Source organism: Ottowia sp., from assembly GCF_035325765.1.
Lineage (GTDB): Bacteria > Pseudomonadota > Gammaproteobacteria > Burkholderiales > Burkholderiaceae_C > Ottowia.
In genome coordinates, this window is record NZ_DAOKZG010000006.1 from 47,786 (window position 1) to 61,625 (window position 13,840).

11 protein-coding genes are annotated in these 13,840 nt (G+C 69.9%); 3 read left to right on the forward strand and 8 right to left on the reverse strand.

Annotated features, from left to right (window positions below; all coding sequences use genetic code 11):
* The first annotated feature begins 6 nt into the window (after nucleotides 1-6).
* A complete protein-coding gene (locus tag PKA16_RS03935; RefSeq protein ID WP_324400694.1) occupies nucleotides 7-525 on the forward strand; it encodes a disulfide bond formation protein B in 519 nt (172 codons plus the stop codon).
* A 96-nt stretch (nucleotides 526-621) separates the two neighbouring features.
* Here the strand turns inward: PKA16_RS03935 and guaD are convergent, their stop codons facing one another.
* The 7 genes from guaD to argA all read right to left on the reverse strand — a co-directional run bounded on the left by guaD (nucleotide 622) and on the right by argA (nucleotide 10,708).
* Nucleotides 622-1,896 (reverse strand): guanine deaminase, encoded by a 1,275-nt coding sequence (gene guaD, locus PKA16_RS03940; protein ID WP_324400612.1) that lies wholly within the window; start codon nucleotides 1,894-1,896, stop codon nucleotides 622-624.
* A gap of 6 nt (nucleotides 1,897-1,902) precedes the next feature.
* Nucleotides 1,903-3,210: an NCS2 family permease gene (locus PKA16_RS03945; RefSeq protein ID WP_324400614.1), complete on the reverse strand. Its 1,308-nt coding sequence runs from the start codon at nucleotides 3,208-3,210 to the stop codon at nucleotides 1,903-1,905.
* Complete coding sequence (locus PKA16_RS03950; RefSeq protein ID WP_324400616.1) at nucleotides 3,207-4,208, reverse strand: LysR family transcriptional regulator; 1,002 nt, start codon at nucleotides 4,206-4,208, stop codon at nucleotides 3,207-3,209. The genes PKA16_RS03945 and PKA16_RS03950 overlap by 4 nt, the downstream gene beginning before the upstream one ends.
* Before the next feature lie 77 nt (nucleotides 4,209-4,285).
* A complete protein-coding gene (gene xdhB / locus PKA16_RS03955; protein WP_324400618.1) occupies nucleotides 4,286-6,712 on the reverse strand; it encodes a xanthine dehydrogenase molybdopterin binding subunit in 2,427 nt (808 codons plus the stop codon).
* A 25-nt stretch (nucleotides 6,713-6,737) separates the two neighbouring features.
* On the reverse strand, nucleotides 6,738-8,279 hold the full coding sequence (gene xdhA, locus PKA16_RS03960) for a xanthine dehydrogenase small subunit (RefSeq protein ID WP_324400620.1): 1,542 nt from the start codon (nucleotides 8,277-8,279) through the stop codon (nucleotides 6,738-6,740).
* 170 nt (nucleotides 8,280-8,449) lie between these two features.
* Entirely contained in the window at nucleotides 8,450-9,289 is an 840-nt protein-coding gene (xdhC, locus tag PKA16_RS03965) for a xanthine dehydrogenase accessory protein XdhC (RefSeq protein WP_324400622.1), read from the reverse strand.
* Between the two features lie 72 nt (nucleotides 9,290-9,361).
* A complete protein-coding gene (gene argA / locus PKA16_RS03970; RefSeq protein WP_324400624.1) occupies nucleotides 9,362-10,708 on the reverse strand; it encodes an amino-acid N-acetyltransferase in 1,347 nt (448 codons plus the stop codon).
* Nucleotides 10,709-10,876: 168 nt separating this feature from the next.
* On the opposite strand from argA, the gene PKA16_RS03975 reads away from it, so the two are divergent.
* Both PKA16_RS03975 and PKA16_RS03980 read left to right on the forward strand, forming a co-directional pair.
* The gene (locus tag PKA16_RS03975) at nucleotides 10,877-11,650 is read left to right on the forward strand and encodes a VOC family protein (RefSeq protein ID WP_324400625.1); all 774 of its coding nucleotides are present in this window, start codon (nucleotides 10,877-10,879) and stop codon (nucleotides 11,648-11,650) included.
* A gap of 356 nt (nucleotides 11,651-12,006) precedes the next feature.
* The gene (locus PKA16_RS03980) at nucleotides 12,007-12,384 is read left to right on the forward strand and encodes a hypothetical protein (protein WP_324400627.1); all 378 of its coding nucleotides are present in this window, start codon (nucleotides 12,007-12,009) and stop codon (nucleotides 12,382-12,384) included.
* Nucleotides 12,385-12,526: 142 nt separating this feature from the next.
* On the opposite strand, the gene PKA16_RS03985 is transcribed toward PKA16_RS03980, so the two are convergent.
* Nucleotides 12,527-13,666: a helix-turn-helix domain-containing protein gene (locus PKA16_RS03985; RefSeq protein ID WP_324400629.1), complete on the reverse strand. Its 1,140-nt coding sequence runs from the start codon at nucleotides 13,664-13,666 to the stop codon at nucleotides 12,527-12,529.
* Between the last annotated feature and the right edge of the window lie 174 nt (nucleotides 13,667-13,840).

Below are 13,840 nucleotides of genomic sequence, written 5' to 3' on the forward strand. Positions count from 1 at the left end.
CGATCGATCGTGCTTGATTCCTTGCTGGCGCGGCCACGCCGCGTGTTTGCCGCGATCGCGGTCGTGTGTGCCGCGATGCTGGCGTTCGGCATCCTGTACCTGCAGAACGTGGTCGGGCTGGAGCCCTGCCCGATGTGCATCGTGCAGCGCTATGCGCTGATCATCGTCGGCGTGTTCTGCCTGCTGGCCGCGCTGTCGACGCGTGTCGCGAGCTGGCGCCTGTGGGGCCTGCTGGCAGTGGCGATGGCCGGCTTCGGCGCCTTCACCGCAGCGCGCCAGAGCTGGCTGCAGTGGAATCCGCCCGAGTTCGCCACCTGCGGGCGCGACCTGTACGGCATGATCGAGTCGTTCCCGCTGCAACGCGCGATCCCGATGATCTTCCGCGGCGGCGGTGACTGCAGCGCGGTGGACTGGACCTTCCTGGGCGGCACGATCGCCAACTGGTCCTTCGTCTGGTTCCTGGTCTTTGCGCTGGTGATCCTGCTGACTCTGGCCAGGCCGGCGGCGCGACCGTTCCGATCCTGAACCGCCGCGCGGCCCGGGTTCCCCTGGCCGCTGGGTGCGTCCCCCTCCCGCAGGAAGAGGGGGAAGGCGCGTCAGCGCCTCAGGGGGAGTCGTTGTTCACGCTATGACGGTCTGCTCGACCACCCGGTCGTCGCCCAGCACGATGAGCGCGAACAGCAGCTCTTCCAGGTTCTGCGCGCGTTCGCTCTTGCGTCCCAGCAGCGGCGTGGCCTTGGGGTCGAGCACGATGAAGTCGGCCTCGGTGCCGGGCTGCAGGGTGCCGATCACGCCTTCCAGGCCGAGCGCGCGCGCGGCGCCGCCGGTGTGGTTCCACCACAGGCGCGATGGCGCGACGGACAGGCCGGGTTTGGTCTGGCCCTCGCGGCCGACGTAGTAGGCGGCGAGCATGGTGTGGAAGGGGCTGAAGCTGGTGCCGCCGCCGACGTCGCTGGCCAGGCCGTGGCCCATCCCGATGCGATCGGCACCCTCGTAGTCGAAGAAGCCGCTGCCGAGGAACAGGTTGCTGGTCGGGCTGACGGCGGCCACGGCACCGGTGTCGCGCATCAGTGCGCGGTCCGCGTCGTCGAGGTGGATGCAGTGCGCGTAGACGGCGCGCCGGCGCAGCAGGCCGAAACGCTGGTAGACGTCGACATAGGAGCGCGCCGCGGGGAACAGCTCGCGCACCCAGCGCACCTCGTCCCGGTTCTCGGCGGCGTGCGAGTGCACCCAGGTATCGGGGTATCGCGCCGCGAGCTCGCCGGCGCCGCGCAACTGGGCCTCGCTGCTGGTCGGCGCGAAGCGCGGCGTGATGGCGTAGCCGAGGCGGTCCTTGCCGTGCCAGTGGCGGATCAGGCGCTCGCTGTCGAGCAGGCTCTGCTCGGTCTCGTCGCGCAGGCCGTCGGGTGAGTTGCGGTCCTGCATCACCTTGCCGCTGATCATGCGCAGGCCGCGCTTCTGGGCCCCCTCGAAGAAGGCGTCGACCGAGGCCGGGTGCGCGGTGGCGAAGGTGAGCGCCGTGGTGACGCCATTGCGCAGCAACTCGGCGAAGAACACGTTGGCGACCTCGGCGGCGTAGGCCGGATCGGCAAAACGCGTCTCCGCCGGGAAGGTGTAGTTCTCCAGCCAGGGCAGCAGGCCATCCGCGGGCGCGCCGATGATGTCGGTCTGCGGATAGTGCACGTGCATGTCGATGAAGCCGGGCGCGATGATGCGGCCCTGCCAGTGCGTGACGCTGACCTGGGGGTGGCGCGCCGCCACCGCGCGGTAGGGACCAGCCGCGACGACGCGCTGCACGCCGTCCGGCCCCAGGTCGACCACCAGCAGGCCGTCGCTTTCGTAGCGCGGCGTGCCGTCGGCGTCGAAGCGCAGCAACTGCGCGCGATAGCCTTGCATGGCGGCTCAACCCCCGGGGACGTAGAAGAACTTGAACAGGAACAGGGCGGCGATGATCCAGACCATCCAGTGCACTTCGCGGACGCGGCCGGTGAGCAGCTTGATCGCGGCGTAGGCGATGAAGCCGAAGGCCAGGCCGTTCGCGATGGAGTAGGTGAACGGCATCATCAGGGCCGTGATGGTGGCCGGGATGACCTCGGTGGAGTCGTCCCACTCCAGTTCGGTCAGGTCGCGCATCATCAGGCAGCCCACGAAGAACAGCGCCGGCGCCGTGGCGTAGGGCGGCACCGCGCCCGCCAGCGGGGAGATGAACAGCGCCGCCAGGAACAGCACCGACACCGTCAGCGCCGTCAGGCCGGTGCGCCCGCCGGCCTGCACGCCGGAAGCGCTTTCGACGTAGGCCGTGGTGCTGGAAGTACCGAGCAGCGAGCCGGCGAAGATCGCGGCGCTGTCGGCGAACAGCGACTTGCTCAGGCGGTCCATGCGGCCGGGCACCAGCAGGCCGGCGCGGCGCGCCACGCCCATCAGGGTGCCGGTGGCGTCGAACAGCTCGACCAGGAAGAACACCAGCACCACGTTCAGGAGGCCCTTGGTGAGCGCGGTCATGATGTCGAGCTTGAACAGGGTCGGCTCGATCGAGGGCGGGGCGGAGAACACGCCGCGGAACTCGTTGCCGCCAAAGAAGAACGAGGCGATGGTGACGGCCACGATGCCGATCAGGATGGCGCCGCGCACGCGCAGCTTGTCGAGCGCCACCATCAGCAGGAAGCCGAGCACGGCCAGCACCACGTTGGGCTTGTGCAGGTCGCCCAGGGTCACCAGGGTGGCCTCGGAGCCGACCACGATGCCGGCGCTCTTGAGCGCGATCAGCGCCAGGAACAGGCCGATGCCGACGGTGATGGCGTAGCGCAGCGACTGCGGGATGCCAGCGATGATCAGGCTGCGGATGCCGGTGATGGTGACGAACAGGAACAGGCAGCCGGAGATGAACACCGCGCCCAGCGCCGCCTGCCACGTGAAGCCCATGTGCAGCACCACGGCGTAGGCGAAGTAGGCGTTCAGCCCCATGCCCGGCGCCAGCGCGATCGGGTAGTTGGCGTACAGCGCCATCACGGCCGTGCCCAGCGCGGCGATCAGGCAGGTGGCGACGAACACGGCGTCCTTGGGCATGCCTGCGTCGCCCAGGATGGCCGGGTTCACGAAGATGATGTAGGCCATCGTCAGGAACGTGGTCAGGCCGGCGATCAGCTCGGTGCGCACATTGGTGCCGTGTTCCTCGAGCTTGAATACGCGCTCGGCAAGGCTTGCAGTCATAGGCGGGTCTCCTCCGGGGTCTGTGTGGGTCTTGGGGTTGGAAGGTCGGATGCCGCGCGCAGGTCGGGAATCACCTGGCGCGTGCGATCACGCAGCCAGCGGGAGGCGCTGGCATGCTGGCTGCGGCTGTGCCAGAGCATGTAATAGAGCATGGGTGGCATGGGGATCGGGCAGGGCAGGATCGCCAGTGGCAACTGCGTCACGACGCGCTCGCAGTACTGGCGGCTGGTGGTCAGCACCAGCAGGCTGCCCGCCACCATTTCCGGGATCAGGCCAAAGTACGAGCAGCGCACCGTGATGCGCCGCTGCAGGCCACGCTCATCCAGCACCTGGTCGATGATGCCGCGCGCGCCCGGGTAGTTGGGCATCGGTGCGATGTGCTCGGCGTCCAGCCACTCGGCCTCGGTCCAGCCGCGGCGCACCGCCGGATGGCGCTGGCTGACCAGGGACACGACCTCGTCGCTGAACAGGTGCGCCATGTGCAGCTCGTCGGGTGGCTGCAGCCAGTTGCCGATCACCAGGTCGACCTCGCCCTGCGCGAGCTGGGCACGGTAGTCGGCCTCGCCCGTGAGGGCGTGGATCTCGACGCGCGCCAGGGGGGCCTGGCGCTTGATATCGGCCACCAGGTGCGGCAGGAACAACGGATCCAGGTAATCGCTGGCGGCGATGGAAAAACGCGGCGCGCTGGTGCGCGGGTCGAACTGCTGGGCCTCGGTGAACAGGGTTTCGGCGGTGCGCAGGATGGTGGCTGCCGGCTCGATCATGCGACGGCCGGCGTCGGTCACCACCATCTGGGCGCCGTGGCGCACCAGCAGCGGGTCGCCAGCCAGTTCGCGCAGGCGCTTCAGGGCACCCGATACCGCCGGCTGGTGCATGCCCAGGCGCAGCGCGGCGCGCGAGACGCTTTGTTCGGTCAGTACCGTGTGCAGCACGCGGATCAGGTGCAGGTCGATGCGATCGAACAGGTTGCGCTCCGTGCTGGCCGCGTTGGGGGACACGGGCGGCGTGGGGGCGCTCGGACTCATCGGAGGACGGGGTGGTTCGCAGCGGAGCCCGGATCCTGGCCAGGAGCGGGTCAGCCCTGAACGGCGGTCAGGGCGCGCAGGATGGCCTCGCTGGTGGCCGGGATCGACAGCGGCGGGTCGACCCGGTGGCCACCGGCCGCGGAGACGGCATCGCGAATGGCAAAGAACACCGAGAACGGCAGCAGCAGCGGCGGCTCGCCCACGGCCTTGCTGCGGTGGATCGCATCCTCGGCGTTGCTGCCTTCGAACAGTCGCACGTTGAACACCGGCGGACAGTCGTTGGCGGTGGGGATCTTGTAGGTGCTGGGCGCGTGCGTCGTCAGCAACCCGGTGTTCGGATGCCAGACCAGTTCTTCCATCGTCATCCAGCCCATGCCCTGGATGAAGCCGCCTTCCACCTGGCCGATGTCCACCGCCGGATTCAGCGAACGGCCGACGTCGTGCAGCAGGTCGGCGCGCAGCAGCTTCCATTCGCCCGTCAGCGTGTCGACCACGACCTCGCTCACGGCGGCGCCATAGGCGTAGTAGTAGAAGGGGTGGCCCTGCATGGTCTTCGGGTCCCACGACAGCCCGGGCGTGGCGTAGAAGCCATCGGACCAGAGCTGCACCCGATCCAGGTAGGCCTGGCCCACCAGTTCGGCAAACGTCAGCGTCTTGCCGTTCACCTGCACCTGGTCGTTGGCGAAGCGCACGTCGGCCGCCGCGCCGCCGTGATGGGTCGCCGCGCAGGCGGCCAGGCGCTGACGGATCTGGCGCGCGGCGTCCTGGGCCGCCTTGCCGTTCAGGTCGGCTCCGGTGGAGGCGGCCGTGGCCGAGGTGTTGGCGACCTTGCTGGTGTCGGTGGCCGACAGGCGGATGCGTTCGTAGTCCACGCCCAGTTCGTGCGCCACCACCTGCGCCACCTTGGTGTTCAGGCCCTGGCCCATTTCGGTGCCGCCGTGGTTCACGAGGATCGAGCCATCCAGGTAGACATGCACCAGCGCGCCGGCCTGGTTCAGGTGCTTGACGTTGAAGCTGATGCCGAACTTGACCGGCGTGAGCGCGATGCCGCGCTTGAGCACCGGGCTGCCGGCGTTCCAGGCGGTGATGGCGTCGCGCCGCGCGGAATAGTCGCTGCTGGCCTCGAGCTGGTCCACCAGTTCGTGGATCACGTTGTCGCGCACGGTCTGGCGGTACGGCGTGACGTTGCGCTCGTCCCGGCCGTAGAAATTGGCGCGGCGCACGGCGAGCGGGTCCTTGCCCAGGCGGCGCGCGATGCTGTCCAGGACGTACTCGATCGCGATTGCGCCCTGCGGGCCGCCAAAGCCGCGGAACGCCGTGTTGCTCTGCGTGTTGGTCTTGCCGCAGTAGCCGTGCATGGCGACCTCGGGCAGCCAGTAGGCGTTGTCGAAGTGGCAGACCGCGCGCGTCATGACGGCCGCCGACAGGTCGGCCGAATGGCCGGCGTGCGACACCATCTGCAGCGTCGCGCCGAGGATGCGACCGACGTCGTCGTAGCCGATGTCGTACTCGTACCAGAAGCCGTGGCGTCGGCCGGTGATCAGGAAGTCGTCGTCGCGATCGACGCGCAGCTTCACGGGCCGCTGCAGGGCGCGCGCCGCGATGGCGGCGATGCAGGCGAACTGCGCCGACTGCGATTCCTTGCCGCCGAAGCCGCCGCCCATGCGCCGGCACTCGACCAGCACGGCGTGCGCCTGCACGCCCAGGGCGTGTGCGACCAGGAACTGCATCTCGCTCGGGTGCTGCGTCGAGCAGTGCACGTGCATGCCGCCGTCCTCGCGTGGCGAGGCGTAGCTGATCTGGCCTTCGAGGTAGAACTGCTCCTGGCCGCCGACGTCGAGGCTGCCGGTGAGGCGGTGCGGCGCAGCGGCGATCGCGGCCTTGACGTCGTTCTCGTCCTGGCCCGAGGTGCTGCGCACCAGGTGCAAGGGTGGCACCACGTACTGGCCCTTTTCGTGTGCCTGGCGCGGTGTGAGTACCGGCTCGGCCGCCTCCACCCGCAGCACCTTCCTGGCCAGCGCGGCGGCGCGGCGCGCCTGGTCGCGCGTCTCGGCGATCACGGCAAACACCGGCTGGCCGAGGAAGCGGATCTCGCCGTCGCACAGGATCGGGTCGTCGTGCAGCACCGAGCCGCAGTTGTTCTCGCCCGGGATGTCCACCGCGGTGAACACGCGCACCACGCCCGGCATGGCGCGCACGGCCTCGAGGTCGATGCCGAGCAGCCGGCCGGCCGCCACGGGGGTCAGGCCGAGCGCGCAGTGCAGCGTGCCGGCGAGTTCCGGCAGGTCGTCCGTGTAGGGCGCGCTGCCGGTGACGTGTAGCGCTGCCGATTCGTGCGGCCGCGCAATGCCCACGCGCGCACCGGCCTGCAGTGCCTTCGCTTCGGCGTCCGGGTTGAAGCGCGACGCGAGGTTCTGCCGATAGTCGGCAAAGGGCTGGGCGGCGCGCAGCAGGTGTTCGGCGACGGGCTGGTTCATGGTGTGTCTCCTGGCGGGCTCGGCTTCAGGCCGCGGCGTGCGGCATCACGCTGAATACATTGGTGGCGTGCGCCTCCAGCGGTGCTCCCGGGCGCGTTTCCAGCCACAGGCGCTGCAGCAGGTTCTGTGCCACCTGGAGCCGGTACTGCTCGCTCGCGCGCATGTCGGTCATGGGGCGAAAGTCCTGTGCCAGCGCCTGCTGGGCCGAGCGTACGGTGTCCTGGGTCCAGGCCTGGCCGAGGATGGCGGCTTCGGCCCGCGCCGCGCGCTTGACCACGGCCGCCATGCCGCCATAGGCCAGCCGTACGCTGGCGACACGCTCGCCGTCCAGCCCGATCGCCAGGCCCGCGCACAGCGCCGAGATGTCGCAATCGAAGCGCTTGCTGATCTTGTAGCCGCGCACCTGACGCTGGAAGGCGGCATCCGGCACCACGATGGCCTGCACGAATTCGCCGTCCTCGATCGCGTTCTTCATGTAGTCGAGATACAGCTCGGTCAGCGGCAGGCGGCGCACGCGATCCCCCTGGCGCAGCTCGACTTCGGCGTCCAGCGCCATCAGGATCGGCGGCGCATCGCCGATCGGCGAGCCGTTGGCGACGTTGCCGCCCATGGTGCCTGCGTGGCGGATCGGCAGCGAGGCAAAGCGCAGCCAGACGTCCATCAGCGACGGTGTGCGGCGCACCAGGGCGCGCCAGGCGTCTTCCAGGGAGGCGGCGGCGCCGATCCACAGCGCCTCGCCGCGTTGTTCGACCACGCGCAGCTCGGCCACATTGCCGACGTAGATCAGGTCGCCAACATCGCGGAACTGCTTGTTGACCCACAGGCCGATGTCGGTCGAACCGGCCAGCAGCCGGGCTTGCGGCTTGGCCGCGCGCAGGCGCGCCAGTTCAGCGATGCTGCGCGGCGCGTGGAAGTGGTCGATGCGTGCGCCCTCGGGGGTCTGCAACGGCGCCGCGTAGTCGAGCTCGGGCTCGCGCTGCAGCGCCTGCAGCGCCGCGGTCACGGCCTTGCGATCGAGCCGCGCCGCCGGCAGGTCGAACATGCGCTGGCCGGCGTCGAGGATGGGGCGGTAGCCGGTGCAGCGGCACAGGTTGCCCGACAGGTCGTCGGCCAGCTGCTGGCGCGACGGGCGCGTGCCGGCCTGCTGGTGCGCCTCGTAGGTGCCCCAGAGCGACATCACGATGCCGGGCGTGCAGAAGCCGCATTGCGAGCCGTGGCATTCGACCATGGCCTGCTGCACCGGGTGCAGCGCGGCGTCACCGGCGGCACTCATGGCCTGCAGGTCCTCGACCGTGAACAGCGCCTTGCCGTCCAGCGTTGGCAGGAACTGGATGCAGGCGTTGACGCTGGCGAGCCGGAGCTGGTCGTCGGCGTCGAGCTCGCCCAGCACCACGGTGCAGGCGCCGCAGTCACCCTCGTTGCAGCCCTCCTTGGTGCCGGTGCGATGCTGGTTCTCGCGCAGCCAGTCGAGCACGGTGCGCGTGGTGTGGACATCATCCACGGTGACGACCTGGCCCTGGTAGAAGAAGCGGATCGGCCGGGTGGATGCGGGTTGTGCCTGGGTCATGCCTTGCCTCGTGATTGCGTTGTCGCGCCGCGCGGGCCGATACCCATGCTTGCGGCATGCCCTTCATGATGCACCTGCTTCATCCGACCCGCCATATCACAACCCCCATAGTTCATATGAGAGCGTGTATATGAACCCTGGGTTTACCCGGGTTCGGCGGCGCAGGCGCCTCAGAAAGCCGGCCGATGCGGCGGAAAATCGCGCAGCAGCTGGGCGACCGTGGCCACCGCGATGATTTCGGGTTCCTTGCCGACGATGCCGGGGATGCCGATCGGCGAGGTGATGCGTGCCTGCTCCGTTTCGGAAAAGCCGCGCGCCGTGAGGCGGTGGCGAAACGTGGCCCATTTCGTCTTGCTGCCGATCAGGCCGATGTAGGGCAGGTCGTCGCGGGCGCGCAGGCGCTCCAGGCAGGCGATCACGATGTCCAGGTCTTCGGCGTGGCTGAAGCTCATGATCAGCACACGGCTGCCAGGCGTGATGTCGTCCACGGCGGCCTGTACCGGTTCGCTGAACTCGGTGCGTACCTGGCTCGGCAGTCCCGGTGGAAACACGCCGTCGCGGCTGTCGATCCAGTGCACGGCATAGGGCAGGGTGGCGAGCAGGTGCACGATCGCCTCGCCCACGTTGCCACCGCCAAACAGCGCCACCGGCGCCAGCGCCGGCGCCAGGCGCTCGCGCAGGGCCGCGGCATCGGCCGCGCCGATGCGGGCAAAGCGCGCGAACACCACGCCGCCGCAGCACTGTCCGAGCGCCGGTCCGAGCGGATAGCGGCGCACCTCGTCCTGTACCGGAGCACCGGCGCTGCCGGCGAGCATGGCGCGCGCGTCGGCCATCACCTGGTATTCCAGGTTGCCGCCGCCGATGGTGGCGCTGATGGCATCGGGCCAGATCACCATCCAGGTGCCGGCAGCGCGCGGTGTCGACCCCTTGGTCTCGGCGACCTCGACCAGCACGCCGTCGGCATGCGACAGGCGGGCCAGGCATTCTTCAAGCGCGGTGATCGTCGTCATGCATCGATTGTGCGCAGCATGCGCCGTCGCGGCATGCGCCCGCGCTGATGGGCGCCATGCGCCAGGCGCGCGTCACAGCTCCTTCACCAGCACCTGGCTGCGTCGATCCCAGTTGTACTTGCGCTTGCGTGCCTCGGGCAGCCATTCGGGGTCGACCTGGCGAAAGCCGCGCTTCAGGAACCAGTGCATGGTGCGGGTCGTGAGCACGAAGATGCTGGCCAGGCCCTGGGTGCGCGCGCGCTGCTCGATGCGCTTCAAGACCTTCTCGCCGTCGCCCTGGCCCTGGCTTTGCGGCGACACGGTGAGCGCCGCCATCTCGCCGGTCCTGGCCTGCGGGTAGGGATAGAGGGCGGCACAGGCAAAGATCACCCCGTCATGTTCGAGCACCGTGTAGTTGCCGATGTCGCGCTCGATCTCGGTGCGGTTCCTCTTGACCAGGGTGCCGTCCTTCTCGAACGGCTCGATCAGGGTCAGGATGCCGCCGACGTCGTCCGACGTCGCTTCGCGCAGGCTCTCCAGCTTCTCGTCCACCACCATGGTGCCGATGCCGTCGTGCATGTAGATCTCGAGCAGCACCGCGCCATCGGTGGCGTAGGGTAGGATGTGGCTGCGCTCGACGCCGTGCTCGCAGGCGTTGACGCAGTGGCGCAGGTAGTAGCTGGCATCGGTTGGCTGCTGCGGCGGTGCCAGGCGCGTCAGCAGCGCTCGCGCCTCGGCCAGCGGGATCTCGGTGTCGATCGGGTTGTCGTCGCCGGCGGGTTCCTGCGGGCGCAGGCGGATGCCCGGACGCTCGGTCAGGAACATCAGCTTGTCGGACTGCAGGGCGATCGCCACCGAGGTCGCGACCTCCTCCATCGAGAGGTTGAAGGCCTCGCCCGTGGGCGAGAAGCCGAACGGCGAGATCAGCACCATGGCGCCCGCATCGAGCGCGTGACGGATGCCGGCGGCATCGACCTTGCGCACCACGCCCGTGCTCTTGAAGTCGATGCCGTCGATGATGCCCAGCGGCCGCGCCGTGATGAAGTTGCCCGAGATGATGCGCACCGTCGAGCCGGCCATCGGCGTGTTGGGCAGGCCCTGGCTGAAGGCGGCCTCGATCTCGAAGCGCAACTGGCCGGCGGCCTCCTGCGCACAGTCGAGCGCGACCTCGTCGGTGATGCGCAGGCCGTGCGCGTAGTGCGCCGGGTGCCCCTTGGACTTGAGCTGCTCGGTCACCTGTGGGCGAAAGCCGTGGATCAGCACCACCTTGACGCCCATGCTCTGGATCAGCGCCAGATCGGTGGCGATGCCGGCCAGCTTGCCGGCTGCAATCGCCTCGCCCACCATGCCGATGACAAAGGTCTTGCCCCGGTGCATGTGGATGTAGGGCGCGACCGAGCGAAACCAGGGGACGAAGGTGAAGTCGAAGACAGTGGACATGCCGGGCGGGGTTGCAGAGCGGTGCGGGTGCGGCGCAGCGTCGAAGTGTAAGGCGGCGCCGCACGGCCGACCGGGCAGGCGCCAGTCCGATGCGTGACAGCGTGGCGCGCCCCTTGCCGCCATGCTTGCGCGGTGCGCCCCACGGCGCTTCTGGGTGGTTGACCAGCGATGTTCCTGCGCTTGCGCCAGCTCTGCCTCGTCGCCGAGCAACTCGATCCCGTCATCGCGGATCTCCGTGCGGTGTTCGACGTGCCGGTCTGCCACCGCGACCCGGCAGTGGCCTGCTTCGGCCTCCACAACGCCCTGGTGGCGCTGGGCCCGGGCTTCGTCGAGGTGGTGGCGCCGCTGCGCGCCGGGACTACGGCGGGTCGTTACCTGGAGCGGCGCGGAGGCCCGGGCGGCTACATGGTGATCCTCGAGACCGACGACCTCGGCCACTGGCGTGGGCACGTCGACGCGCTCGGCGTGCGTGTGGCGGCAGCGCTGGCGCAGGGGGACTACGAAGGCTTGCAGCTGCACCCGCGCGATACCGGCGGGGCGTTGCTCGAGATCAACACCACGCGTGGCAACAGTGCCGACCCGTACGGCCCGTATGGGCCCGCCGGCGTGCACTGGCAGGACAGCGTGCGCACCGGCCGGGTCCGGGCCATCACCGGCGCCGTGCTGCATGGCCGGGATCCGGCTCGCCTGGCGCAGCGCTGGGGCGAGATCCTGCAGCGACCGGCGCGGCTGGGCGCGGACGGCTGGCAGCTGGCACTCGACAACGCCGTGCTGCGCTTCGTCGAAGCGACCGAGGGCCGCGGCGAGGGACTCGGCGCCATCGAGATCGATGCCGTCGACGTTCCGGCCATCATCCGAACGGCGCGGGCGCGCGGTTGCGACGCGACCGAGCGCGGCGTCGTCGTTGGGGGCGTCGTGTTTCGCTGGCGCGCCGAGCGATGACGGGGCGCGACTTCCCGTCTTCCAGGTACTCCGCCGATGCCGCGACGCCCCGGGCTGGATGGATGAACCGCACGTGCCGGCGCCGACCCCGGGCCAGTCCGAACGGTGCAGCGCCCGTGCCGCCGCGCACGGACACCACGCTTTGCACATCGCCGACCACCCGGCCCTCCGCGAGGCACCATGAACCCCCAGGAAATCACCACCGAGCAAAGCGGCCACGTGCTCACGCTCACCCTCAATCGGCCCGAGCGCGTGGACGCCGGTGCTGGCGTCCGAGTTTCGCCGCGCGATCGAGCGACGCCGGCGTTACCGGTGAGATCACCGCCGATGACCCGCAGGTCAGTGTCCCCGCGCCCGTGGCAGCGGGGCTGCAAGCCAACCACCAGCACCGCTTCAGCTGGCTGCTGCGCACGGGCGAGCCGATCTTTGCCGCGATCAACGGGCCGGTGGCCGGTATCGGCCTGTGCATGACGCTGTTCTGCGACTTCCGCACCATGGCCGAGGGTCACAAGCTCACCACCGGACTTGGCCAGCCGCGGCCTGATCGCGGGGCATGGCGCGTGGTGGATGCTGCCGCGGCTGACCGGCCCGGCCCACGCCATGGATGTGCTGTTCAGTGCCCGCAAGGTGGCGACCAACGTGGTCGCGGGCGGCCAGGCCATCGCCGTGGCCTGCAACCGATCACCGGCACGACCGTGGAGGTCGACGGCGGGACGACCGTCGACGGGGAGTGACGGGCACGCGGGCCGGTTGACGGCGCCCCGCCATGCCGCCTTGCCCTTCCCGGCGCGCAATGGAGCAGGGCGCGCGCACCCTGCTGGAGGGCGCGGCGCGGAGGCGCGTGCACCGGATCGCTCTGCCCCGTGAAGCCGACCGTCAACCGGGCGACCGTCGGGTCGCCGCCAGGCGCCGATAGACGGTGGCGCGGCTCAGGCCCAGCGCCCTGGCGGCCTCGGCCACGCGGCCGCCGGCGTCGCGCACGGCCTGATGGATCAGTTCGGTTTCCAGCGTCTTGAGGGATGGACGCGATGCTGGCCCGCGGTCCGGCCGCGCCTGGGTGGCCGACGCGTGCGGTGGGCTGGCCGGCTCGGCGGCGACCTGCAGGCGCAGCCCGGACCACAAGGGCACCGTGCGCACTTCGCCGCGGCGCGCCAGGTCGAACAGTTCCATCCACGGCAGGGCGAACAGCGCTTCGGCGTGCAAGGCCTCATGCGCCAGGGCGTGCAGCGCGGGCAGCATCTGGCGCGCCGTCTGGTTTGCACCCGTCACGCAGCCTTCGGCGTCCAGGCACAGAAGGCCGTCGTCCACGCCGCCGCCGCTGACCTGCCAGCCTGCCGGCCAGGCCAGCCGCAGGCGCAGGCGGTGCGGCCGCGCCAGCACCAGCGCGTCCTCGATCTGGCGCGCCGATTGGGCCACCAGGTGCCGGAGCTCCGGGCGCTCGGGCGCTTCGACCCCCGTGACATCGACCATGCCGACGCACTGGCCGGCCGGATCGAACACCGGCGCGCCGGCGCAGCTGTAGATGCTGGTGCCGTGGAAGAAGTGCTCGCCCCGGTGCAACCAGACCGGGACGCGCTCGCCCAGCGCGGCGCCGATCGCGCTGGTGCCGATGCTCCGCTCCGACAGGTCCACGCCGATACGGGCGATCGCCTGCACGTGGCGGTCGTGGCGGTCGATCGCGCCAGCCGTCTCCAGCACGCGGCCCTGGGCGTCGGTGAGCAGGGCGAAATAGCGGATCGGGGCCACCGCGCTCGCGAGCTGGCGCAGGCTGGACTGGGCGGCTGCGCGCAGTTCGCCGTGGGATTCGCTCGCGTGCGCGGCAGCGGTGCGCGAGACGTGCTCGAGCGCAAAGGATTCGTCCGGGCGCGCTCCACGCGCAAGGCAGCGGCGCCAGCTCTCGATGATCCAGCCGCGGTCGCTCCAGAGGCCATCCACCATGGCCATCGGCTGCGGGCCATCGGAGAACACCGCACGGCGCACGCGCGCGATCTCATCGAGCCTGGCGTTGTTCCTCATGCCTGTCGTCACGGATATGGGTCGTGGCTGAATGCTGCCCGCTTGTCTCAAATTGAGAATTCTTGTCTGCGCCGGGATGAACTCAGGATTTCCCCCGAATCGATGCTTCGGCACGCCCCTGAAGAATAAGCCAATTCGTCCACCCGACCTTTTTGCTACACCAAGGAGGCGCTT